The sequence below is a fragment of the Citrifermentans bremense genome (assembly GCF_014218275.1).
Taxonomy (GTDB): Bacteria; Desulfobacterota; Desulfuromonadia; order Geobacterales; family Geobacteraceae; genus Geomonas; species Geomonas pelophila.
Genome location: NZ_AP023213.1, coordinates 2131050 through 2154098 on the forward strand (window position 1 = coordinate 2131050; position 23049 = coordinate 2154098).

The 23049-nt window shown below is 63.2% G+C and carries 19 protein-coding genes; 12 read left to right on the forward strand and 7 right to left on the reverse strand.

The window, feature by feature from the left end; all coding sequences use genetic code 11:
- Positions 1–282: 282 nt before the first annotated feature.
- From bioA to infA, 6 genes are all read right to left on the reverse strand, one after another.
- Positions 283–1644 carry an adenosylmethionine--8-amino-7-oxononanoate transaminase gene (gene bioA / locus GEOBRER4_RS09500; RefSeq protein ID WP_185245194.1) on the reverse strand — a complete coding sequence of 454 codons (1362 nt, stop codon included), beginning with the start codon at positions 1642–1644 and terminating at the stop codon, positions 283–285.
- Positions 1645–1753: 109 nt separating this feature from the next.
- Positions 1754–2473, reverse strand: a complete 720-nt coding sequence (gene bioD, locus GEOBRER4_RS09505; RefSeq protein ID WP_185245195.1) for a dethiobiotin synthase — start codon at positions 2471–2473, stop codon at positions 1754–1756.
- A 38-nt stretch (positions 2474–2511) separates the two neighbouring features.
- Positions 2512–3498, reverse strand: coding sequence for a biotin synthase BioB (gene bioB, locus GEOBRER4_RS09510; RefSeq protein ID WP_185245196.1), 987 nt, complete (start codon positions 3496–3498; stop codon positions 2512–2514).
- A gap of 219 nt (positions 3499–3717) precedes the next feature.
- Complete coding sequence (gene epmA, locus GEOBRER4_RS09515) at positions 3718–4626, reverse strand: EF-P lysine aminoacylase EpmA (RefSeq protein WP_185245197.1); 909 nt, start codon at positions 4624–4626, stop codon at positions 3718–3720.
- A gap of 3 nt (positions 4627–4629) precedes the next feature.
- Positions 4630–5193, reverse strand: a complete 564-nt coding sequence (efp, locus tag GEOBRER4_RS09520) for an elongation factor P (protein WP_085812810.1) — start codon at positions 5191–5193, stop codon at positions 4630–4632.
- Positions 5194–5341: 148 nt separating this feature from the next.
- A complete protein-coding gene (infA, locus tag GEOBRER4_RS09525; protein WP_129125668.1) occupies positions 5342–5560 on the reverse strand; it encodes a translation initiation factor IF-1 in 219 nt (72 codons plus the stop codon).
- A 179-nt stretch (positions 5561–5739) separates the two neighbouring features.
- On the opposite strand from infA, the gene GEOBRER4_RS09530 reads away from it, so the two are divergent.
- From GEOBRER4_RS09530 to GEOBRER4_RS09555, 6 genes are all read left to right on the forward strand, one after another.
- Positions 5740–6132: a hypothetical protein gene (locus GEOBRER4_RS09530; protein ID WP_185245198.1), complete on the forward strand. Its 393-nt coding sequence runs from the start codon at positions 5740–5742 to the stop codon at positions 6130–6132.
- Positions 6125–7441 carry a class I SAM-dependent RNA methyltransferase gene (locus GEOBRER4_RS09535; protein WP_185245199.1) on the forward strand — a complete coding sequence of 439 codons (1317 nt, stop codon included), beginning with the start codon at positions 6125–6127 and terminating at the stop codon, positions 7439–7441. The genes GEOBRER4_RS09530 and GEOBRER4_RS09535 overlap by 8 nt, the downstream gene beginning before the upstream one ends.
- Positions 7442–7471: 30 nt before the next feature.
- A complete protein-coding gene (locus GEOBRER4_RS09540) occupies positions 7472–8554 on the forward strand; it encodes a tetratricopeptide repeat protein (RefSeq protein ID WP_185245200.1) in 1083 nt (360 codons plus the stop codon).
- A gap of 28 nt (positions 8555–8582) precedes the next feature.
- The gene (locus tag GEOBRER4_RS09545) at positions 8583–8858 is read left to right on the forward strand and encodes an HU family DNA-binding protein (protein ID WP_185245201.1); all 276 of its coding nucleotides are present in this window, start codon (positions 8583–8585) and stop codon (positions 8856–8858) included.
- Positions 8859–8999: 141 nt separating this feature from the next.
- Positions 9000–10673, forward strand: a complete 1674-nt coding sequence (locus GEOBRER4_RS09550) for a Na/Pi cotransporter family protein (RefSeq protein WP_185245202.1) — start codon at positions 9000–9002, stop codon at positions 10671–10673.
- Entirely contained in the window at positions 10670–11572 is a 903-nt protein-coding gene (locus tag GEOBRER4_RS09555; RefSeq protein ID WP_185245203.1) for a Ppx/GppA phosphatase family protein, read from the forward strand. Before GEOBRER4_RS09550 ends, GEOBRER4_RS09555 begins: the two co-directional genes overlap by 4 nt.
- On the opposite strand, the gene GEOBRER4_RS09560 is transcribed toward GEOBRER4_RS09555, so the two are convergent.
- Positions 11523–11789 (reverse strand): DUF2231 domain-containing protein, encoded by a 267-nt coding sequence (locus GEOBRER4_RS09560; RefSeq protein WP_185245204.1) that lies wholly within the window; start codon positions 11787–11789, stop codon positions 11523–11525. The two genes, GEOBRER4_RS09555 and GEOBRER4_RS09560, sit on opposite strands and share 50 nt — an antisense overlap.
- A gap of 578 nt (positions 11790–12367) precedes the next feature.
- Between GEOBRER4_RS09560 and GEOBRER4_RS09565 the strand changes: the two genes are divergently transcribed.
- The 6 genes from GEOBRER4_RS09565 (at position 12368) to GEOBRER4_RS09590 (ending at position 23031) form a co-directional block, all read left to right on the forward strand.
- Positions 12368–14335 (forward strand): NHL repeat-containing protein, encoded by a 1968-nt coding sequence (locus GEOBRER4_RS09565; protein WP_185245205.1) that lies wholly within the window; start codon positions 12368–12370, stop codon positions 14333–14335.
- Between the two features lie 32 nt (positions 14336–14367).
- Entirely contained in the window at positions 14368–15051 is a 684-nt protein-coding gene (locus GEOBRER4_RS09570) for an FKBP-type peptidyl-prolyl cis-trans isomerase N-terminal domain-containing protein (RefSeq protein WP_185245206.1), read from the forward strand.
- 41 nt (positions 15052–15092) lie between these two features.
- The gene (locus GEOBRER4_RS09575; protein ID WP_185245207.1) at positions 15093–15347 is read left to right on the forward strand and encodes a hypothetical protein; all 255 of its coding nucleotides are present in this window, start codon (positions 15093–15095) and stop codon (positions 15345–15347) included.
- A 23-nt stretch (positions 15348–15370) separates the two neighbouring features.
- On the forward strand, positions 15371–20581 hold the full coding sequence (locus GEOBRER4_RS09580) for a choice-of-anchor D domain-containing protein (protein ID WP_185245208.1): 5211 nt from the start codon (positions 15371–15373) through the stop codon (positions 20579–20581).
- Positions 20582–20670: 89 nt separating this feature from the next.
- Complete coding sequence (locus tag GEOBRER4_RS09585; RefSeq protein WP_185245209.1) at positions 20671–21981, forward strand: hypothetical protein; 1311 nt, start codon at positions 20671–20673, stop codon at positions 21979–21981.
- 147 nt (positions 21982–22128) lie between these two features.
- Entirely contained in the window at positions 22129–23031 is a 903-nt protein-coding gene (locus GEOBRER4_RS09590) for a sensor domain-containing diguanylate cyclase (RefSeq protein WP_185245210.1), read from the forward strand.
- Positions 23032–23049: the final 18 nt, after the last annotated feature.

Consider the following 23049-nt stretch of genomic DNA (forward strand, 5'->3'; position numbering starts at 1 on the left):
TGCTCAAAGGAAGATACCACCTCTGTATTTCCGATGAAACTCGGCTAGGGGGGAGATCTTGTCGCTATTGCATTTCAGGATCCCGGGAACTGGAGCACACGTGCCACGAGGAGCTGCACGCGAATCCGCGTTCCCCCCTTTGCGAAGGGGGGACAGAGGGGATTTCGCCGCCCCGCTTTCCGGCCCCCGCTTCTTCCCGCAAAGCCTGTCATTCTAATGCAATACGGGTCAGGAAGCTAGAGCTTTCTGACCCGTAGGCGTGTTGCTTATTTGATGCTGCGGCTAGCCTGTGACCGCGGTGATCGAAGCCTCTATGCCGTCCATCAGGAGTGCGAGTTCGCCGAGCGAGATGGAAAGCGGCGGGAAGATGACGATGATGTTTCCCAGTGGACGCAGGAACAGGCCGCGCTTTCTCGCCTCCAGGCAGACCCTTACACCGACGCGCTCCTCCCAGTGATAAGGCTTTCTCGTGTCCTTTTCGACCACGAGCTCGATGCCGCCGATCATCCCCTCCTGCCTCACATCCCCGACATGCGGCAGGTCTAGTAGCCCTTGCAGCCGCCGGTTCAAGTAGTCGATCTTGGGCTGCAGCGACTCGAGCAGGCGGTCTTTTTCGAAAAGGTCTAGACTCGCGAGGGCTGCGGCGCAGGCGATGGGGTTGCCGGTGAAGGTGTGCCCGTGGAAAAAGGTTTTCAGCTCCGCGTAGTCGCCCCAGAAGGCGTCGTAGATCTTCTTCGTGGTGAGCGTCGCGGCAAGGGGGAGGTAGCCGGCTGAGATCCCCTTGGAAAGGGCCATGATGTCGGGCGTCACGCCCTCCTTGCCGCAGGCGAACATGGCGCCGGTCCTGCCGAAGCCGACGGCGACCTCGTCCGCGATCATCAGCACGTTGAAGCGGTCGCACAGCTCGCGGACCCCCTTGACGAACCCCGGAGGCTGCACGATCATCCCGCCCGCGCCCTGGACCGACGGCTCGATGACGAGCCCCGCCAGTTCGTGGGCATGCTGTTCCATGAGCCGCTCCAACTCCTTCAGGCAAAGGAGACCGCAGCTGTTGCAGTCGCCTTCCGGTGAGAGGGTGCAGCGGTAGCAGTAAGGGGAGGGGGCCTTGATGGTGGGGAAGAGAAGCGGCGCGTAGACCTCGTGGTATATGGCGATTCCACCCACGCTCATCGAGCCTACCGTGTCTCCGTGGTAGGCGTTGTCGAAGCGGATGAACTTTGTCTTTTGCTTGTTCCCGGTCTGCTGCTGGTACTGGAACGCCATCTTGACGCCGATCTCGACCGCGGTCGAGCCGTTGTCGGAGTAGAAGACCTTGGCCAGTCCCGGCGGGGCGATGTCGATCAGGCGCTTGGCAAGGAGAGCTGCGCGGTCGTTGGAGAGCCCGAGGAGCGTCGAGTGTTCCAGCCGGTCTACCTGCTGTTTCACCGCTTCGTTGATCTCGGCGCGGCAGTGCCCATGCACGTTGGTCCAGATCGCCCCAACGCCGTCCAGGTACCGGTTGCCGTCCGTATCGATGATGTACGAACCTTCGCCCCTGGTAATGATGATGTTTTCTACGCCTTCCCACTCGCTCATCTGGGTGAAGGGGTGCCAGAGGTACTCGCTGTCGTAGCGTCTAAGCGTTTCGGTGTCCAGTTCAACCACGTTCAATCTCCTCAACGTCCCCCAGTGCTGCGCTTCTGGGGATTCGTTGTCCATTGTCAATCGTCAATTGTCAATTGGTTTAGTTTCGCTCGTCAATTGTCAATTGCAGTTAATCGAACAGCTCCCGCAGCATGATCCCCGTCGCCGGTTGCTGCAGCAGGCGGTCGACGAGCCTCTCGGTCACCTCGCGGTCGTCCTTCCCCCCGGTTTCAGGGAAAAGTCCGAGCAGTTGCGCGCCGGAGAGTGAATCTATCATGTGCGGTGCGTAGGACTCGGCCTCGCCCGGGGCGTCCGGATAGCGGTTGACGATCACCCCTTTGACCTTTAGCCCCATGGTGCGGGCGCAGAAGACGGTGAGCAGTGTATGGTTGACGGTGCCGAGGTCCGGCCTCGCCACCACGGCGATGGGGAGGCCCAGGTGCTGGGCCAGGTCGGCGACCAGGAGTCCCCCGGCAAGCGGAACCATCAGCCCTCCGGCCCCCTCGACGATGACGAAGTCGTTGTTTTCGGCGAGCCTTTGGTATGCCTCCTTGATGGTGTCGAAGCTGATCCGGACGCCGTCCTGAGAGGCGGCGATGGAGGGGGCAACCGGGGCCCTCAGGAGATAGGGGGCGGAGTCCGCAGTCACGGGGACGCCTGCGGCGTAGCAGAGAAGCTCGGCGTCCTCCGACACCAGATGTCCGTCGCGCTCGATGCAGCCGCTGGTCACGGGCTTCATCACCGCGACCTTGTGCCCCATTCTTCTGAGCAGCATGGCAATGGCGGCCGAGGCGATGGTCTTGCCGACCCCGGTATCGGTGCCGGTTATGAAGATGCTTTTTGCAGCCATGGTTTTCCTTTCTTGCGTAGGCGGTTTTTGAAGGTGGCTCAGTGCGCGCACATGACGGTGGTAAGCCCCAGGTCGCTGAACATGGTGAGGTCAGTGTCGACGTTTCTCCCCAGCGTGGTCAGGTAGTTGCCGATCATGGTACCGTTCGCGCCGGCGAAGAAGATCCATGACTGCAGGTCGCGCAGGTTCTTCTCCCTGCCGCCGCAGACGGTGATGCGCTTATCGGGGAGGATCAGCCGGTAGACGGCGATGGTTTTCAGGCACTCCTGGGCGCTGATGTTGGCGGCGCCTTCAAGCCTGGTCCCCTCTATCGGGTTCAGGAAGTTCATCGGTACCGAGTCGACGTCCAGGTCCTTGAGGGTGAGCGCCATCTCCACCCTCTGTGCCGCGCTCTCGCCGAGTCCGAAGATGCCGCCGCAGCAGACCTTGACCCCGGCCTTTTTTACGGCGCGCACGGTGTTCACATCGTCCTGGTAATCGTGCGTGGTGCAGATCTGCGGAAAGAAACTTGCGGCGGTTTCCAGGTTGTGGTGGTAGGTGTCCATCCCGGCATCCCTGAGCTTAATCGCGGTCTCCTCGTCGATGATGCCGAGCGAGCATGAGGGGAGGATGGTGGTTTCCTTCCTGATGCGGCGCAGCGCCGCAAGGATCTGCTCCAGTTCGGGGCCGTTTACGGTGGTGCCGCTGGTGATGATGCCGAAGCAGGCGGAGCCGTTGGTCTCTGCCTGGCGCGCCGAAGCCAGCATCTCCTCTTCCTGCACCAGCGGGTACACCGGCGCGTCGGTTTTGTGGTGCGCCGACTGGGCGCAGAAGGCGCAGTTCTCGGCGCAGCGGCCTGATTTGGCGTTGATGATGGAGCAGAGGTGCACCTCGTTGCCGACGAAATGCTCCTTTACGCGTGTGGCGGCGCGGAACAGGTCGTAAACCGCGGTTCCCTGCAGTTTCGAGAGCTGGATGGCCTCTGCTTCGGTGATCGAGCCACCCGCTATGATCCTGTGCGCTATGTCATTGATTATCTTTTCCATGAAATCCTCCAGGCGCTGATTTATCATGTGGGGACGAGCTTGTCAACCAAATCGCTAGTACCTGGTTAACAACTCCCGGCTCACAGGCGCAAGAAGACCAGGATAATGCGCAAAAAAGGGTTTAAGCGCTGTATGCGCCTAAACCCTTTGATCGTCCCGCGATGTCCTCAGTGGACCTCAGTGACCTCTGTGTTCCGCCTTTGAGGTTGTCCTTTGAGGCTAAAGCTCTTCGGTTGTGAAGGCGACCACGTCGTCGATGCTTGCGGCGTCGAGCAGCACCATGACCAACCGGTCGAGCCCCAAGGCTATACCGGCGGCTTCCGGCATCTCGTCCAAGGCTGCCAGAAACTTCTCCGGCATGGGGTAGGCGGTTTTTCCCTGTGCTGCACGCTCGGCTGCCTCGGCGACGAACCTGGCTCGCTGTTCGACGGGGTCGATGAGTTCGGAAAACGCGTTGGCGATTTCCAGTCCGCCGATGTAGAGCTCGAAACGCTCGGCGACAGTTGGGTCGGAAGGCTTCAACCGGGCCAGGGCGGAACAGCTGGCAGGGTAATCGTAAATGAAGGTGGGACGGGCAAGACCCAGGTTCGGCTCGATGCGCTCGACCATAAGTTCGTCGAAGGTCCCCTCCGCGAGAGCTTGCCACATGGAGGTGCCAGCGTGACGCAGGAAGGCGTCGGCGACCGTGATTCTTTCCCATGGGCCGGAGAGTTCGATCCGCTCTGCGCGGTAGCTGATGCTGTCCGCTGCGGCCGCGTGTTTGACCAGCGCTTCCGTTTCCTCCATCAGGACCAGATAGTCCGCTTCGGCACGGTACCACTCCAGCATGGTGAATTCGCTCAGGTGCCTCGCTCCGCGCTCCCCATCGCGCCAACAGCGGCAGATCTGGAAGATGCGCGGGTAGCCCGCGGCGAGCATTCGCTTCATGCAGAGTTCGGGGGAGGTCTGCAGGAACCATCCCGAGGCGGGGATGGCGTCGATCTGGGCTTCGGGGGCGGGGGCAGGTATGCGAAAAGGGGTCTCGACTTCGAGATACCCCTTTCCTTGAAAAAACTCTCTTATCCTGCTGAAGATCGCCCCCCGCTCGACCAGCGCCTGGCGGCGCCTGGCCAGGGGCCAGCTTCCCATGCGCTACCCCTTTACCCTGGTGGAGTACTCGCCGGTGCGGGTGTCGATGGTGATCAACTCTCCCTCTTCGATGAAGGGGGGGACGCGGAGCACGTAGCCGGTCTCGACGGTAGCGGGCTTGGAGTCGGAGCCGGAGGTGTCGCCCTTGACCCAGGGATCGGTCTGAACCACCCTGAGGTTGACGAAGTTGGGGACGTCTACGCCGATCGCCTTCTCCCTGAAGATGAGCACGTCCACCTGGAGGTTGTCGATCAGGTAGTTCTTGGCGTCGCCCATCGCCTCTTCGCTGATGTGGATCTGCTCGAAGGTGTCGTTGTCCATGAAGCAGTAGTGATCGTCTTCCTTGTAGAGGTACTGCATCACACGGTCTTCAAGGCGCGCCGGTTCGAAGGTCTCGCCGGAACGGTAGGTGCGGTCCATGGTGGCGCCGGTGATCATGTTCTTCATCTTGGTCCGGTAAAGAGCCTGACCCTTGCCCGGCTTCGCGAAATCGAAGTGGGTGATGATGTACGGCTCGTCGTTGATGGCGATCTTCAGCCCTTTTTTCAGATCGGCTGCAGTATACATGTGCTCTTCCTTCTCTATCTGGTGAGATTAAATAAAGATCCAGCGCGCACCGCTAGGCGGCGGGCTAAACCCGTTGGTCCTTTATATCCGTTATGCCTTGCAGCTGATCGGGGGATGACTGGGACAGATGCCGAGACTTGTGGGAGGACTACTTGGCGCGATAGGTGATGCGGCCGCGGCTAAGGTCATAAGGCGAGAGCTCTACGGTCACCTTGTCACCGGGCAGGATCTTGATGAAGAACTTCCGCATTTTGCCGGAGATGTGTGCCAGCACTATGTGGTCGTTTTCCAGCTTGACCTTGAACATCGCGTTCGGAAGCGGCTCGATTACCGTTCCTTCTACTTCTATTGCTTCTTCCTTGCTCATTTTTTCTCCTGGCCGTTAGGTGGCTTCTTTAACAATCTGTGAGTCTACAAATATTTAACACAAATTGCAAGCTGGTTTTCGCTATCGCCTGGATTTCGCTCCCCGCAGCATACACTATTTACAGGTTTTTCATAACATGTTAGAAATAGGGCGAGATTTTCCAAGGAGCCCCGTTTTACATGAAAAAACTTATCAGGGAGATCCCGCTTTCCAACGGGCTCACCGTTCGATTCTTCGACGCCACCCGCCGCTATTTCGGCGATTACCACCAGGTTCGCATCAGCATCTGCTGCGAAGTGCCGCTTACTGTCGAGCTTTTCGAGGACGCAGCCGCGCACCGTGACGCGGAAAAGCTTCTGGGCGGCAGCGTAAGCTATGTAAAGGACATCGAGCACCAGGGGGTGGCCACGAACGACATACCGGAGACGGTCGAGAGGGTGATTCAGCACTTCGTCGATCACTCGCTTTCCTACCTAAGCGGCGGGGACTTTCCGCGCAAGCTCGTGCAGTCGGAATTGAAGCGCATCCTTGGCAAGAGGAAGGCGTTTGTCGTCGGCGGCTATCGTGGCTGAGGCGGTAATCGAAATCGAGAGGCTTTGCTACGGCGGCGCGGGCTTCGGCCGCATCGACGGCAAGGCCTGCTTCGTTCCGCTCACTGCCCCGGGCGACAGGGCCCGGATACGGGTGGTCAAGGAGAAGCGCTCTTTCGCCGAAGCGGAGGTGGTGGAACTGCTGGAGCCTTCGCCGCTACGCACGCCCCCCCCTTGTCCCTACTTCGGCGTCTGCGGCGGCTGCGACTGGCAGCATCTCCCCTACGAGGAACAGGTGAAGCAGAAAGGGGAGATCTTCGCCGACACCCTCGGCCGCATCGGAAAGGTCCCGCGCGAACTCGTTTTGCCGGTCTCCCCTTCGCCCGAGTGCTACGGCTACCGGTCACGGATCCAGCTCAAGCTGGCCCGCAAGGCGGGTGCGCCGATGCTCGGGTTTTTCAAGCGCGGCTCCCACGAGGTGGTCGATCTGGCTTCCGGGTGCGCCTTGGCTGCGCCGGTTCTGAACCGGCTGCTCGCCGAAATCCGCGGGCTCTTGCCTCGCCTGCCGCAGTTGGAGGGGATTCCCCAGGTGGATCTCGCCATGGGGGACGACGGGGATACCATCGCGGTGTTCCACTTCCGCGGCAAGGATGCAGCTTTGCTGGTGGACCGGCTCCTCGCCGCCCGTCCTGAGCTCCCTTCGGCGACTGGAGTCTACGTCAGAAGCGGGGAGAAGGGGGAGATGCATTACGTCTTCGGCGCCGACTCCCTAAGCTATGGCGTTCCCGCCGGGCTTTTCCCCGGTTCGCGCGAGATGCGGCTTCGCTTCAGCCGCGGCGGTTTCTCCCAGGTCAACTACCGCCAGAACCTGGAACTTATCAGGACAGTGGGGGAGTGGGGTGCCCTTCAAGTTGGGGCCCGGGTGCTCGACCTTTACTGCGGCAACGGCAACATCTCGGTTCCCATCGCGCCCCTGGTCCGGGAAGTGGTCGGGGTGGAAGGGTACGCTCCCTCCATCGCCGACGCTGCGGCCAACGCCGAGGGAAACGGCGTCTCCAACGCGAGCTACCAGGTGGGTGACGCGGCCCTTTCGGTGCGAAGGCTCGCGAAGCGCAAGGAGAAGTTCGACCTGGTCATCCTCGACCCGCCGCGCGCAGGCGCCGAAGCTGCCGGCGACCTGGCGTACCTCGCGCCGGAAAGAATACTCTACGTATCCTGCGACCCGTCAACCCTGGCGCGCGACTTGGCCCAGTTGTGCGGGGCCGGATACCGGGTCGAGCGCTCCAAGCCGGTGGATATGTTCCCGCAGACTTATCATGTAGAGAGCGTAACCGAATTGATTCGAAGATAAACATCCCAATTATGTAAGGCGGAGGGCCTCATGCTGTTCGGACTTTTCAAGAAGAAGGATCATCGTTACTACCAGACCCAGGGCGCCAAGTACCTGGCGTCAGAGCGCTTCGCCGACGCCAGGGTCGACTTTCTCGAGGCGCTCAGGCTTTGCCCTGCTGACGCGGCGACCGACCAGGAGGAGATCCGCAAGGGGCTCACTCTCTCGGGGAACCGGCTGGGGGAGCTGAACCTCCAGGAGGGGGAGCATTCCCTGAACCAGGGCGAACTGCAAAAGGCCTTCGACCACTTTACCCTCGCCGCCGAACTGGCTGCGGACCAGGGGATCCTGGCCAAGGCGAAAGCTGGGCTTGCCAGGGTGCAGCAGGGGAACGCGGTTCCCTCCGCCCCCCCTGCCGCAGCCGCTGCCCCTTCGGCTGCAGCCGCTCCGGTAAAGGAAGTTGCCGGCCCCTACAAGCCCCACGGAGGGGGATCCTGCACCTCCTGCGGCACCCATGCCCCGAAGAAACCGCTGGAGGCCGAGCCGGTCAGTTTCGGTCTCGCCGAGGAGGACCAGTTCCACCTCATGGTGGCGCCGCTACCTGGCGATCTCCCCGCCCGTTACGGAGCCATGGGGCCGAAATTCGCCCAGGCTTATCTCATGATACACGACGGAAACGACGCTAAGGCGCTCCCCGTTTTGCAAGAAATGCTGTTATCTGGTGAAAATGACATTGTATTATACGAAGTCGCACTTATAATGTTTAGGGCCGGGCGTATTCATGAGAGCGAAGCCCTTCTGAATCGCGCTCTTTCGGTCAATTCGCAAAACGGCATGGTTTACATGGCGCTGGTGCAACTGATGGCCGGCGGCGGCAGGTATGCCGAGGCGATAGCCCTGGTTGAACGGATGCAGCAGGAAAACGTGATGGCGGACCAGGCGCAGTTCATGCTGGGCGAACTGTACGAGACCACCGGCGACGAAGCGAAGGCCGTCGAGATGTGGTCGAAGGCGCTCGAGATGCCCTCCGTGGCCCGCTCAGCCGCAGAAAAGCTGGTCCCGATCCTCGGGAGCCAGGGACGTACCGAAGATGTTAAATATTTGGCTAAAAAATACCTAAAAGGATGCTGCTAACGTAAACACGGTTCTCCGGAGGTGCACAATGAACAAATCGGAACTCATTGAATCTCTCGCCGCCAAGAAAACCCTCTCCTTCAAGAAGGCCGAGGAGGTGGTAAACGCAGTTTTCGCCTCGATGACCGATGCGCTTTTGTCCGGCGACAGGATCGAAATCAGGGGATTCGGCAGCTTCGTGGTGAAAGAGTACGACGCCTACACCGGCAGAAATCCGAAAACAGGCGAGTCCATTTCGGTCAAGGCCAAGAAGCTTCCCTTCTTCAAGGTCGGCAAAGAGCTCAAAGAAAAGGTCTCCGGCTAGGCTCAAGCGGCTAGTGGAGCAGTTTGTTTCACCTTTTGGCACATCAGGCGCCTTCCGGGTAACGCACGCCCGCAAGGCGCCTTTCACTTGATAACCGGGCAATCGCAAAGTTGACCCGAACCCTGGAGCCGACAGTTACATATGGTCCCTACTTATTGGTCCTACATAATAGAGGGGCTGGGCGGGCTGGCGCTTTTCATCCTCGGCATGCGCACCATGTCGGAGGGGCTGCAAAAGGTGAGCGGGGAGCGTCTGCGCAGGCTTTTGGAGAAGGCGACCGGCAACCGCCTCACCGCCCCCTTGGTCGGCAGCTGTCTTGCCTCGCTGATGCAGTCCGGCAGCGCCGCCTCGGTGCTGGTGGTGGGTTTCGTCAACGCCGGGCTTCTCTCGCTGTACCAGGCGCTCGGGGTACTGCTGGGGACCGGCATCGGCACCACGCTGGCCATCCAGATCATAGCCTTCCGGGTCACGGCGCTGGCGCTTCCCGCCATCACCGTGGGTGTCTTGCTCAGCTTCTTTTCCAAGAGCCGGCGGCTTTCGCAACTGGGTGGGCTCCTTCTGGGCGTGGGGCTCGTCTTTTTCGGGCTTTCCATCCTCGAGCAGGCGTCGCTTCCCTTGAGCGAGAGCGCCATCATCTCCGGCATGCGCGAGGGGCTTCCCTCGCTGCGGCTGGCGGCGGTGCTTCTGGGGGCGCTTCTGACCTTCCTGGTGCAGTCGGGGAGCGCTACGCTCGGAATCGTGATCGCCCTCGCCTCCGCAGGGGCTCTCTCCTACGACGCCTCGATAGCCATGGTGATCGGCGAGGTTGCGGGAGCGGCGCTCATCCCGCTCATCGCCTCCATCGGCGGGAGCCAAACCGCCAAAAGGGCCGTCGTCATCTACCTCGCCATCAGCTGGGGCGCCATTGCGCTCGGGCTCATCTTCTTCCCGCTTTTCCTCAAGGCGGTGAACGCGGTTTCGCCCGGCGACCTGTCGCTTTTGCACCAGCCGACAGCCGCCTCGCATGCCGCGACCGAGGCGCTGCGCCCGTACATCGCGAGACACCTTGCCAACGCCCACACCATCTTCACCGTGGCGTCGCTTTTGATCTTCCTCCCCATGCTCGGCTTTTTCACCCGTTCCGCGGAAACGCTCCTCCCCACCAGGCGCTCCGAGAGCGAGCCGCGCCCAAGGTTCATCGACCAGCGGGTGATCAAGACGCCGACCATAGCGCTGGTGCAGGCCTGGAGCGAGCTCTCCCGCATGGGGTCGCTTTCCGCCGCCATGTACGCCGAGCTGGTGTCCCAGTTCGACTCCTACAACCCCAAGCTGGTCGCCGCGATCAGGGACAAGGAACTGGTGCTCGACGTCTTGCACCGCGACATGTCCCAGTTCCTGGTAGCGCTTTCCAGGGAGACGCTCTCGCTGGAGCGGGCCGTCGAGATCCCGGCAATGCTGCAGATGGTGAACGAAATCGAACAGGTTGGTGACCAGACCGAGGCGGTGCTGAACTACCTGGTGCGCAAGAAGGAGGAACGGCTCCGCTTCTCCGGCTCTGCCATGGACGAGCTAAAGCGCTTCGCCACCAAGGTGGGGGAGGCGGTTTCCCTTTGCGAACGGGTCCTGAAAGGTGAAGAGGAGGAGGACCCTGATCCCCTGCGCCGCGAAGTAGCCCTGCTCCAGGAGGAATTGCAGGCAAGCCACCTGCGGCGGCTTAAAGTCGGCAAGTGCGGCATCGTAGCGGGGCTTCTCTACGGCGACATGATCATCGCCTTCTGCAAGATCTCCGAACTCAGCTTCTCCATCATCTCCCAGAAAAAAGGAATAGCCGCATGAACCAGACCGTCGCCGCCATCGACCTCGGCACCAATACCGCGAGGCTGCTCATCGCCGGCCGGGACCCTTACCGCCAGATACTGCTGAAGCGCATCATCACCAGGCTCGGGGGGGGCTTCACCCGCGAGTGTGGACTCTCCGAGGAGGCGCAGCTGCGGTCCATCGCGGCGCTCAAGGAGTTCGCGCTCGACATGTCGCAGCACGGCGTGGAGCGGCTTCGGGGAGTCGCCACGAGCGCCGTGCGGGACGCCAGAAACGGCGGCGAGTTCGTGCAAAGGGTGCTTTCCGAGACCGGCATCGCCCTGGAGGTGATCGACGGGGACGAGGAGGCGCAGCTGACGCTCAGAGGGGTGGGGTCGATCCTGGACCGCAAGGAGTGTGACCTGGCGGTCTTCGACGTGGGCGGTGGGAGCACCGAGTACACCCTTGCCTCGAACCTGCGGCCGCTTTTCTCGCGCAGCCTCCCCATAGGCGTCGTCCGCCTCACCGAGGGAAAGTCAGGCGTCGTGGAGATGGAGGAGAAGATCAGGCGCGAGCTGACCGCGCTTAAAGAGGCCCTCGCCGCGCAGGGGGTGGAGGATCGCTTCAGGAAGGCGACCCTGGTCGGGACCGCAGGGACCGCCACCACGCTTGCCGCCATAGACATGGGGATGGAGCAGTACGACTACAAGCTGGTGAACAACCACACGATGCCGCTGTCGGCCGTGGAAAGGATATACCGGCATCTCCTGCCGCTGACGCCGCAGCAGCGGCTACAGGTCAAGGGGCTGGAGCCCGGGCGGGAGGACCTCATCATCGCCGGCGTGCTGGTGGTGCTCACCACCATGCGCCTTTTCGGCTTCGAGACCTTCAAGGTGAGCGATTCTGGCCTGCTCGAGGGGTTGATACTCGGGGTCTGACGCGGGTCACACCGGTTGCTTCCTGCTCTGGCAGGGCCGCGAGCAGCCCTCCGATGACCCCGCCCGCCAGGCTGTAGTGCGCCATGTTGTGCCAGAGCAGGTCCCCGCTGCCCTCGTAGATGAGGTCGCACACCAGCGAGAAGATCCACAACCCAATCGGCAAGGGCACCAGCATCGGATGGATGGGGTGCTTCGCCACGCTTGCCTTGCTGATCATAGCCTTTCCTCCTTCGTTTCTCCTTTTCGACCATGCAGCAGCCTATGTAAGAATCCTCCAATATCAAACCGGACCCTCCCAGCGCTCTTGCCGTCTGCCGCTCCGCCGCGCCTTACGCCGCCAGGACACCCGACCAGCCAGCGCGAAAGGGTGCAAAAAAAGCGACAGCTGTACGATTTTTCGCACCCCTCCGTAAACAAACAGCAAATCAGCCACTTGCGCTGCCTCCCCCAGTTTTAAGCCATAACCAGATTGGGATTATGAGCACCCCTTGGTTTATTTTCCCCTAAGCGTATCCTTTCTAACTGCTTGACCTACTGTCGAATGTTCTTGCAGTCAAATTAGGCACAACATCTGCACACATACTGGCCCTAAGAAACGGACGGTGTCCGGAATTTACCGTCATCACACCCCCTGACTGTGACATAAGCCATAGATCGAAACCTTGGATCACACTGTATCTGGCGTGCCTGGTGACTGCATAAGTACGAAAGACCTGCGAGCAGATACGCGGGTACGAGGGTTGGCAACTTCATTATGAGTAGCAAGTGAACCATTAACTGAAATTGGAGGTAAGCATGAGATTGAAAGGTTTGCTAAAGGTGGCTTGCGCGGCTGTTATGACCCTGACGCTCGCCTCTTGCGGTGGCGGCGGAGGAGGCGGAGGGGGAGCAGAGCCGCAGCTGACGCGCATGGGTGGGGCGTTGCAGGGAAGATCCCTTGCCCTCACCAACAGCGTGACCTCCTTTGCAGGCACTTCGGGTTCCGCTGACGGCGCGGCGACCCAGGCCCGGTTCAACTTCCCCGGCGACGTCGCCAGCGACGGGACCAACCTCTACGTCGCCGACACCGGCAACAGCGTCATCCGCAAGGTCGTCCTCGCCACCGGGGCCACGTCGACAGTCGCAGGGCTTGCCGGGGTCACCGGCTCGGGGGACGGCACCGCGGCAACCGCCAGGTTCAACTACCCGACAGGGATCGCAATCAGCAGCGACAAGTCCAAGCTGTACGTCTGTGACACCGGCAACAACACCATCCGCAGCATCAACGTCGCCAGCGGCGCCGTGACCACCCTGGCCGGCACCGCCGGGGTCGTAGGCTTTGCCAACGGCATCGGGGGCGCGGCGAGCTTCAGCTCCCCCTCCGGCATCGCCACCGACGGAACCAACCTTTACGTTGCCGACACCCTGAACCACCGCATCCGCAAGATCGCACTGGCGTCGGCCGCGGTCACTACCCTTGCCGGCAGCGGCGTACAGGACCTGGCCGACGGCACCGGCGTCGCTGCCCGTTTCGATGCGCCCCGCGGCATCGCCAGCGACGGGACCTCGCTCTACGTTGCGGATCAGGGGAACTCGGCCGTCAGGCAGATCGTCATCGCCACCGGCGTGGTATCGACCCTGGTCGAGCCCGACGCGGTGGATGCCATCCAGTCCCCGGCCGGAATCGCCACCGACGGGACCAACCTTTTCGTCACCGACGCAGGCAGGAACAACCTGCGCAAGGTGGTCATCGCAACCCAGGCGGTCTCAACGCTTGCCGGCGACCAGGCGGGAACCCCGGGAGCCGTCAACGCTACTGGGGGCGCGGCGCGCTTCAGCAACCCTGCAGGGGTGGCTCTGGTGGCAGGCACGATCTACCTTGCCGATGCAGGAAACGACCTGCTGCGCAAGGTCAGCGTCGCCACCGGCGGGAGCTCCACCCTCGCCGGGATACTGGGGTCTGCCGACGGGGTAGGGACCGCCGCCGGTTTCACTTCGCCCTACGACCTGACCACCGACGGCACTAACGTCTACGTGGCGGATACCAACAACCACACCATCCGGCAGGTCTCCATCGCCACCGGTGCCGTCTCCACGCTCGCCGGACAGGCGGACCGCCCGGGCTCCGCCGACGGAAGCGGGGCCGCCGCCTCCTTCCGGTTCCCAAGCGGCATCACCACCGACGGCACCAACCTCTTCGTCTCCGACACCGGCAACAACACGGTGCGTAAGATCGTCATCGCCACCGGCGCGGTTTCCACCCTGGCCGGCACGGCTGGGGCAGCAGGCGCGGCCGACGGCGCAGGGAGCGCGGCAGCGTTCAACTCCCCCAACGGCATCACCACGGACGGGACCAACCTCTACCTGGCCGACAGCGGCAACAACTCGATCAGAAAGATAGTGATCGCAACCGGCGCGGTCTCGACCCTGGTGCCGGCTTCCGCCGGTTTAAGCTCCCCCTACGGGATCACCACCAACGGAGTCTCGCTCTACATCGCCGACAGCCGCAACGACAGGATCTGCAGATTCACCCTGGCAGGCTCGGCGTTTTCGCCCCTGTCCGTCAGCGGCGTCACCCTTGACCTTCCCAGCGGCATCACCACCGACGGCGTAAGCCTCTTCGTCACCAACGCGGCCAGCGGCTCGGTCAGCAGGATCGCCCTGGCAACCGGCGCCGGCGGCACCGTCGTCACCGGCCTCAAAAACCCCAACGGCATCAGCACCGACGGCAGCACGCTCTACGTCGCCGACGCTCACGACAACGCCGTGGTCAGGGTGCGTTGATGGTGCCCCGGATAAAGGCGCCCGGAGCGCACGTGGCTACTCTCATCGCCTTATTCGCGCTTTTCCTCGCGGCGGCGCCGGTACACGCGGCCGATGCGCCCGCCACCCCCAAGGAGCGGATCAGCTATGCCATCGGCGTGAACCTGATCGGCAACCTGAAGCAGCAGGAGGTGGACGTCGACCTGGAGCTGGTGTTGAAGGGGATGCGCGACGCCTCTGCCGGCGGGCCCCTGCTCATGTCCGACGAGGAGCTGCGCAAGTACGTAAGCATCTACCAGCACGACGTGCGCCGGAAAACGGCGAAGACCAGGGCAGGCGCGGCGGAGCAAAACATGAAGGCCGGCGAAGCCTTTCTCGCCGCCAACAAGAAGGTGAAGGGGGTGGTCGTCCTCCCCAGCGGCCTGCAGTACCGGGTGCTCAAGGAAGGAAGCGGCAAAAGGCCCGCCGACGCGGACACGGCGACCTTCCATTACCGGAGCTCCTCTATAGCCGGCGTCGAGCTGGACAGCTCCTATCTCACCGGAAAGCCCGCCTCGCGGCGGGTGAAAGACGGGGTGCTGCCGGGACTGTCGGAGGCGCTCAAGCTGATGCCGGCCGGCTCCAAGTGGCAGCTCTTCCTGCCGTCCAAGCTGGCTTACGGCCTCAAGGGAAACGGCGGCAAGGTAGGACCAAACGAAACTGTCATCTATGAAATAGAGCTTCTCTCGGTCAACTGACGCGGGGAGTTCCCACCGGAAATCACCAGCAGGAGGATGCGATGAAAAAATTGATGTCAGCCGTAGCGGCACTGGCCGTGACCCTGCCGCTTGCCACCGCGCAGGCGGCCCCGGAGCCCGCCACACGGCAGGGGGCCAAAGAGGAGCAGGTGAAGCCCCCGGCCCCAACCGCCGAGGCCAAAAGTGCAGCGCCGCTCAGGGAGAGGGCCTTGAGAAGCGAGATCAAGGCCCGCAGCGCGGAGATGCGGAAGAAGCTTGTCGAAAGCGGTGCCTTGCAGGACCAGGGCAGGCAATGAAATGTTTCCAGGAGGAGAAATTTATGAGCAGGCGATTCTTGCAGCACATCTGCCTCGCGTTTGCCGCCGCTGTCCTCTTTCTAGGCACCGGCACCGCGCAGGCTGCACCCTACACGGCACCAGGCTACACGCCGGATTACTACGAGACACCGAACTGGGCCAATTCACCCCCCCTGCGCAAGTTCGTGGACACGCTCCCCGGCCTGGACGCTGGCGCTAAGAACAACCTCGGGCAGTACATCCCGGTGGCCATCCCCGACACCACGAGCTATCCCGGTTCCGATTACTACGAACTGGAGCTGGATGAGTACTCCGAGCAGATGCACTCCGACCTTCCGCCGACCAAGCTGCGGGGGTATCGCCAGGTCAACACCACCGACCCCAACGTTAGCTCGTTCCACTACCTGGGGCCGCTGATCATTGCGACCAAGGACCGCCCGGTCCGCGTCAAGTTCATCAACGCCCTTCCCAACGGCAGCGCCGGTGACCTCTTCCTGCCGGTGGACACCACCATTATGGGATCGGGCGAGGGGCCCAACTGTGCCCCCGCCGACCCCATGGACCCGATGAGCCCCATGAACTGCGAGATGTACACCCAAAACCGCGCCGATCTGCACCTGCACGGCGGGCGCACCCCCTGGATCAGCGACGGCACCCCGCACCAGTGGATCACCCCCGCAGGAGAGGCCACGAACTACAAGCAGGGGGTGAGTGTGGTCAACGTCCCCGACATGTGGTTCAAGGCCGACGGCACCATGATCACCGAGGCGACCTTCCCCGGCTCCAACTGCGCCGGCTCCACCACCTGTGCTGAGCCGGGTGCCGTTAACAACCCCGGCGACGGAGCCCAGACCTACTACTGGACCAACCAGCAGAGCTCCAGGCTCATGTTCTACCACGACCACTCCTCCGGCATCACCCGCCTGAACGTCTACGTCGGCGAGGCGGCGGGGTACCTTTTGCAGGACGACGTAGAAAAGGCGCTGGTAAACGGCGGCACGGTGAACGGGCGCACCTTCAAGGCGGGGACCATACCCGCCGACCAGATCCCGCTCATCATCCAGGACAAGACCTTCGTCGACGGCGACCCCGCAAGCCCCACCTACGTGAAGAAGACCGACCCGCTCTGGAACTGGGGGACCGGACCGCTTTCCGCGACCCCCAACGCCAAGGGTGTCTTCGAGCGCGAGGCCAACACGGGAGACCTCTGGTGGCCCCACGTCTACATGCCGGCTGAGAACCCCTTCAACCCGGACCTTTCCGGCATGAACAGCTACGGGCGCTGGTTCTACGGCCCCTGGTTCTACCCGGCGACGCCGGTCTGCGGCGACAACGGCGCGCAGCTCCCCATGTGCATAGCGAAAGGGCCCGTCGCGAACCCCTACTACGACCCGACCTGCGATCCTGCCGTGACCGGCTTCTGCCAGCCGCCGCTCATCCCGGGGACCCCGGACACCTCCTGGGGCGCCGAGGCGTTCCTCGACACCATGGTGGTCAACGGCACCGCTTACCCGAAGCTCGCCGTCGACCCGAAGCCGTACCGGCTGCGCATCCTGAACGCGGCCCACGACCGGTTCCTCAACCTGCAGCTTTACCAGGCTGACACGAACGTTCCCAAGGGTTGCCCCACCTGCGCCGACAACAGCGAGGTGAAGATGGTCCCGGCGCTGGAGATGCCGGCTTACCCGAACTGGCCGGCCGACGCGAGGGAGGGGGGAGTTCCCGACCCGGCCTTGCGCGGACCCGCCTTCATCCAGGTGGGTAGCGAGGGGGGGCTGCTCCCCGCGCCGGTGGTGCTTCCCAACCAGCCGGTCTCCTGGAACCTCGACCCGACCACCTTCAACTTCGGCAACGTGAACGGCGGCACCCTGATCATGGGACCGGCCGAGCGCGCCGACGTCATCGTCGACTTCTCCAAGTACGCAGGGAAGACCCTGATCCTCTACAACGACGCCCCCACCGCCTTCCCGGCGCTGGTGCCGCAGTACAACTACTACACCGGCGCTCCGGACCGCACCGACATGGGTGGCATCGCCGGAACCCCGATAGGCTTCGGCCCCAACATCCGCACCGTGATGCAGATCGTCGTCTCCGGCTCCGGCGGCAGCGCCCCCCCCGACGACTACAACCCGGCCATGCTGACCGAGCTGCAGAACGCGTTCAAGACCACGCCGACCGAGGCCGGCGCGTTCTCGCTCTCCCAGGACCCGATCATCGTGGGGCAGACCGCCTACAACGAGACCTACAACAAGCTCTTCCCGGCCACCTGGCCCAACTGGGGCGTTTCGAGGATCACCGACACCTCGATCAGCTTCAAACAGCCCGACGGCACCCTGATGGAAAACTTCCCCATGATGCCCAAGGCGATCCACGACGAGATGGGGGCCTCCTTCGACGAGTTCGGCCGCATGGCGGCGAAGCTCGGCCTGGAGCTTCCCTTCACCAACGCGGCGACCGCCAACTTCGTGCTGCAAAACTACGTCGATCCGGTAACCGAGCACCTGACGCCGGGGGGGATGCAGGTCTGGAAGATCTCCCATAACGGCGTCGATTCGCACCCGATCCACTTCCACCTGTTCGACGTGCAGATCCTGAACCGCGTCTCCTGGGACGGCATCATCAGGCTCCCCGACGCGAACGAACTCGGCTGGAAGGACACCATCAGGGTGAGCCCCCTGGAGGACACCATCGTCGCGCTGCGCCCGGTCACCCCGCAGGTGCCGTTCCCGCTTCCCGACAGCATCCGTCCGCTCAACCCGTCGGTTCCGATCGGCTCCGACATGGGCTTCTCGCAGTCCGATCCCAAAAACGGCGGCAACCTGGGCGGCGCCATGGTGAACCAGATGTACAACTTCGGGCACGAGTACGTCTGGCACTGCCACATCCTCTCCCACGAGGAAAACGACATGATGCGCCCCATGTCCTTCCTGGTCCCCCCGGCGGCACCGGCGACACTCGCCGCCGTCAATAACGGCCCGAACGTCGACGTCTCCTTCAAGGACAACTCGGCCAGCGAGACGAGCTTCGAGCTGCAGATCAGCAACGACCCCAGCTTCCAGGCGGGGGTATCCACCCAGCCGGTTGCCGCTAGCGTACCCGCGTCGAAGTTCGGCGAGACCATGCAGGTATCCGTTAACCCTGCGCTCGGCACCTACTACAGGGTGCAGGCGATCGACGACTACACCCCGGCCGCCCCGGCAAGCTACACCCCGGACTGGAAGGCGGCCACCAGCCGCTCCTCCTGGTCCAACATCGCCACGGTGGCGGCCATCCCGATCGCCCTCACCTCGCCGGCCTCCCTTGCCTTCGGGAACCAGCCCTTCGGGACGGCCAGCGCGGAAAAGACCGTCACGCTCGAAAACGGCGGCAGGTCGGACCTCGCCATCGCCTCCGTCACTTTGGCCGGCGCGAACCCCGGCGAGTTCGCCGTGAGCGCCAACAACTGCGGCGCGACGCTTGCGCCCGCAGCTACCTGCAGCATAAGCGTCACCTTCAACCCGACCGTGGCGGCTGCAGCAAGCGCCTCGCTCACCGTCAACAGCGACGACCCCGCACGGCCGGCGCTTGCCGTCCCGGTCTCCGGCACCGGCATCGCCTCGGCGCTGGCGACGCTCTCACCGCTCCAGCTGGTTTTTGATCCGCAGCCGGTCGCGACCACGAGCGCCGCAAAGACGATCTCCCTGTCGAACACCGGCAACCAGGACCTCGCCGTCTCGGCGATACGCCTGACCGGCGGAACCGTGGCCGACTTCAACGTCACCCACGACTGCCCGGTTACCCTCACACCGGCAGCGAGCTGCACCATAAGCGTCACCGCCACCCCGAGCCGCGCCGGGACAGTCCTGGCCGACCTTGCCATCGACACCCAGAGCCCGGCGGCGGCAACCTCGGTCATACCGCTGAGCGTGACGGGGACCGCACCGATTGCTGTGGCCAACCCGGCAGCGCTTGACTTCGGCAGCCAGTTCGCCAAGAGCGCAAGCTTGCCCAAACAGGTGGTCATCTCCAACGCCGGCACGGCGCCGCTTACCGTAAGCGGCATCGGTTTCGCCGGGACCAACACGGGAGACTTCTCCCAGACCAGCAACTGCGGCAGCGCTCCCATTGCTGTCGGAGCCTCCTGCAGCGTCGACGTCAGCTTCACCCCGCAGGGACTCGGCAGCCGCACCGCCGCACTCGCCGTAGCCACCAGCGACCCGGCAACGCCGCTTGTAAGCGTGGCACTGGCCGGAACCGGCGTGGCGCCGGTTGCGAGCGTCACCCCGACAACGCTCTCCTACGGCAACGTCCTGGTCAACACGGCGAGCCTTTCCCAGACGGTGACCGTCTCCAACGCGAGCTCCACCACCGCGCTGCAGATAAGCGGCATCACCCTGACCGGCGCCGACCCGACCCACTTCACCCTGGCCAGCAGCTGCGGCGCCTCTGTCGCCCCGGGCGGCAGCTGCAGCGTCGCGGTCAGCTTCACACCGCTTGCCGAGGGTGCGAAGAGCGCTGCGCTCACCGTGGTCAGCAACGATCCCTTCAACGGAACCCCGGCCGGCACCTTCTCGGTCCCCGTGACCGGTCTGGGCACCACCATAACGCTCAGTTCCCAGGCGCTTTACTTCGGGCCCCAGGTGCTGAACAACAGCAGCTCGTCGCAGGTGGTCTCCATTCTCAACACGAGCGATCTGCCGATGACCATAAGCAACATAGCTCTTACCGGCGCGAACCCCGGCGACTTCACCCAGACCAACAACTGCCCGGCGAGCCTGAACGGCGGCCGTTCCTGCACCATCAACATCAGGTTCAGGCCGACGGCGCCGGGAGCGCGCTCCGCGTCTTTGTCCATCTTCGACAGCGCCGCGGGGAGCCCGCAGAGCATCCCCATCAGCGGCACCGGGCTCCTGGGACCCGCGGCCACGCTGAACCCGACCTCGATCAACTTCGGCAACGTCACCCGGGGCTCGACCAGCCAGGCTCAGACCATCACGCTCACCTCCAGCGGTGGGGTGCCTCTCAAGATCAGCAGCATCTCGCTGGGCGGTGACTCCCCCGGCTCGTTCACCCTGGTCAACAACGACTGCCCGATCGGCGCCCTCGGCCTGGCCTCCGGGTCTAGCTGCACGGTGAGCGTAGCCTTTGCCCCCAACAGGGGGACCGGCAGCCGGCAGGCCACGGTGAATTTCACCGACAACGCCAACAACGGCACCAGCACCCAGCGCGTCACGCTGGTGGGCGTAGCACAGTAAACGCAGCAACCTGCACCGGGGAGGGGGTTACCCCTCCCCGGACCGCACACCCCCGGCAACACCAGCATTCCTTTTCCTGCGAGGTCTCCATGCGCCTGCGTCTTCTGTCACCAGACGGCTTTCCTTATCTATTCATACTTGCCCTTTTAACGCTCCTGCCGATTCCGTGCTTCGCCGCTTCGACCCTCTCGCTGATCCCCGCGGGAAACGGGTCGTTTTTCCTGCAGGGACTAGGCTTCGCCAACGTCGCCGGCATCGACCTCGCCATCACCTACGACGGCTCCAGGCTTTCCAACCCGCGCTTCTCCCAGGGGCCGCTTGCCCGGGGCGCGGTCACCGCCATCAACCGCAGCGACCAGGGGACGATGCTGGTCTCGATCATCGGCGCCCCGGCCATTACCGGTACCGGCACCATCGCCACCATATCCTTCGACCAGCAGGGGGGAGGCGGTCAGGTCAGCGTGAGGGGGAGTGTCATCGACCGGCTGGGACAGAAGCAACCGGTGCTCCTGTCAGCAGGGAGCAGCGTCGATGCGCCGCAACCCGCCACTCCGGCCGTACCTGCTGCCGGGGAGAGTCCGGGCGCGGATCCCGGCTCAGCCGGCGGGGTCGAAAACGACCCGGTTGCCGGACCGGGGACTTCTGTTCCAACCGGCAGCGCCAGGGTTCTAGGGGGGAGCGTCGCTCTTCCCGCAGCCGAAGTGCCCGCCGCCCCGGCAGGGGAGGGGAGCGCGAGCGCGGGTCAGGAGGGGGAAGCGCCGCCTGCTGCCGCGGAGGTGCGCAAGAGCACGACTGTTGCGCCCGCGGAAAAGGCTCCATCGGATCCGGTCCCGCCTGCAGCGGCACCGGCAGTCGAACCCGCACCCGCTCCCCCCGTGCAGCCGACGAGCGTCCTTGAGCGCTTCCGCAGCTATGCCGGTGAAAAGAGCGCCGCGGGCTTCATCTCGCTCTTCAGCCAGGGGGGGAACTCCTGCTTCCGCCAGGAGCCTGCCATCGCCATCAGCAGCCCCGGCTCCGCCGTTTCCCTGACCATACCGCGCCAGGGGGACAAGGCACCCAACTTCGCCTTCCGGGGGTGCCAGGCGCTTTCCTTCCGCGCCGGACAGGAGGGATGGGTCCTTGAAGTGAAACCTGACCCCGGGACCCAGAGCGCCACGGTTTTCATGCTCCTGGACGCGGTGCAGCAATGCCCGCTCCTCGTGGCGCCCGCCGCCGACGTGGATTTCGACGGCTCCGGGAAGGTGACCGAGGCCGATTTCAAGGCCTACCTGAAACCCGTAAAAGGGAAGGGTTCGCTCAAAAGGCGCGACCTGAACGGCGACGGTCGTATGGATTACCAGGATGACTTCATCTTCACCGCCAATTACCTCGCCGCGGTGAAAAAAGGTGCCGGCAAATGATTGCTTTGCCTCCTGTCACTGGCGCCCTGCGTGCAGCGGGATGGGATGTTCCTAAATTTTTGACAACTTACGGGACTGGCACTATACTCATTAGCTAGTGGGCGCACCATTTCTAATCCCCCGCCGCCCGAGCAAGGAGTCCCCTCAGTGTACCTGAGCAAGCAGTCCTACAAAAAGATCATCGACGATCTGCGAGACGGGCTCTACATCGTGGATCGTGAAGGGAAAATCGTCTTCTGGAACCGCGCTGCGGAGCGCATCTCGGGCTTCAGCGCCGAGGAGGTGGTCTCCAAGCGCTGCGCGGACAACATCCTTTGCCATGTGGACGACCAGGGGCAGAACCTCTGCAACAACTGTTGTCCGCTGGTGTCGACCATCTCTTCCGGAGCGGTCAATGACGCCGAACTCTACCTGCACCACAAGAACGGGCATCGGATCCCGGTTTCGGTGCGGGTGGTCCCTTTGACCGACGACAAGGGAGAGGTGATCGGCGGCGTGGAGATGTTCTCGGACAGCAGCAACAAGACGGCAAACGAGCTTCGGTTGCAGGAATTGGAAAAGCTCGCCCTTCTGGATGAACTGACCCAGCTTGCCAACCGCCGCTACCTGGAACGAGAGCTCGAAGCCCGGCTCGAGGAGATGAGCCGCTACGACATCCCGTTCGGGGTGCTGTTCATGGATCTCGACGATTTCAAGAAGGTGAACGACGAGCTGGGCCACGACACCGGTGACCGCGTGCTGAGCTTCGTGGGAAGAACCTTGAGCGCGAACTCCCGCCCCTTCGACCTCTATGGCCGCTGGGGCGGCGAGGAATTCGTGGGGATCGTGCGCAACGTCTCCGCCGGGAACCTGAAACACATGGGGCAGCGTCTGCGCAAGCTGGTGGAGAAATCGTTCCTGCTGGTGGGGGAGGAGAGGCTCAGGGTGACCATCTCCATCGGCGCCACCATGGCGCTTCCCGGCGACACGATCCAGTCGCTTTTGCAGCGCGCCGACCTGTTGATGTACCAGAGCAAGGCCGCTGGGAAAAACCGCCTCACCATCGGTTGACCAGCCGGGTGAGCGGAA

Excerpts from the sequence above, each read along its gene's own strand:
- GEOBRER4_RS09530 (WP_185245198.1), top strand. The coding sequence starts at position 5,740 with ATGAAAAAACTTATCAGGGAGATCCCGCTTTCCAACGGGCTCACCGTT.
- GEOBRER4_RS09545 (WP_185245201.1), top strand. The coding sequence starts at position 8,583 with ATGAACAAATCGGAACTCATTGAATCTCTCGCCGCCAAGAAAACCCTC.
- GEOBRER4_RS09575 (WP_185245207.1), top strand. The coding sequence starts at position 15,093 with ATGAAAAAATTGATGTCAGCCGTAGCGGCACTGGCCGTGACCCTGCCG.
- epmA (WP_185245197.1), bottom strand. The coding sequence starts at position 4,626 with ATGGGAAGCTGGCCCCTGGCCAGGCGCCGCCAGGCGCTGGTCGAGCGG.
- bioB (WP_185245196.1), bottom strand. The coding sequence starts at position 3,498 with ATGGAAAAGATAATCAATGACATAGCGCACAGGATCATAGCGGGTGGC.
- GEOBRER4_RS09580 (WP_185245208.1), top strand. The coding sequence starts at position 15,371 with ATGAGCAGGCGATTCTTGCAGCACATCTGCCTCGCGTTTGCCGCCGCT.
- efp (WP_085812810.1), bottom strand. The coding sequence starts at position 5,193 with ATGTATACTGCAGCCGATCTGAAAAAAGGGCTGAAGATCGCCATCAAC.
- GEOBRER4_RS09540 (WP_185245200.1), top strand. The coding sequence starts at position 7,472 with ATGCTGTTCGGACTTTTCAAGAAGAAGGATCATCGTTACTACCAGACC.
- GEOBRER4_RS09565 (WP_185245205.1), top strand. The coding sequence starts at position 12,368 with ATGAGATTGAAAGGTTTGCTAAAGGTGGCTTGCGCGGCTGTTATGACC.
- GEOBRER4_RS09560 (WP_185245204.1), bottom strand. The coding sequence starts at position 11,789 with ATGATCAGCAAGGCAAGCGTGGCGAAGCACCCCATCCATCCGATGCTG.
- infA (WP_129125668.1), bottom strand. The coding sequence starts at position 5,560 with ATGAGCAAGGAAGAAGCAATAGAAGTAGAAGGAACGGTAATCGAGCCG.
- GEOBRER4_RS09550 (WP_185245202.1), top strand. The coding sequence starts at position 9,000 with ATGGTCCCTACTTATTGGTCCTACATAATAGAGGGGCTGGGCGGGCTG.
- GEOBRER4_RS09585 (WP_185245209.1), top strand. The coding sequence starts at position 20,671 with ATGCGCCTGCGTCTTCTGTCACCAGACGGCTTTCCTTATCTATTCATA.
- bioD (WP_185245195.1), bottom strand. The coding sequence starts at position 2,473 with ATGGCTGCAAAAAGCATCTTCATAACCGGCACCGATACCGGGGTCGGC.
- GEOBRER4_RS09555 (WP_185245203.1), top strand. The coding sequence starts at position 10,670 with ATGAACCAGACCGTCGCCGCCATCGACCTCGGCACCAATACCGCGAGG.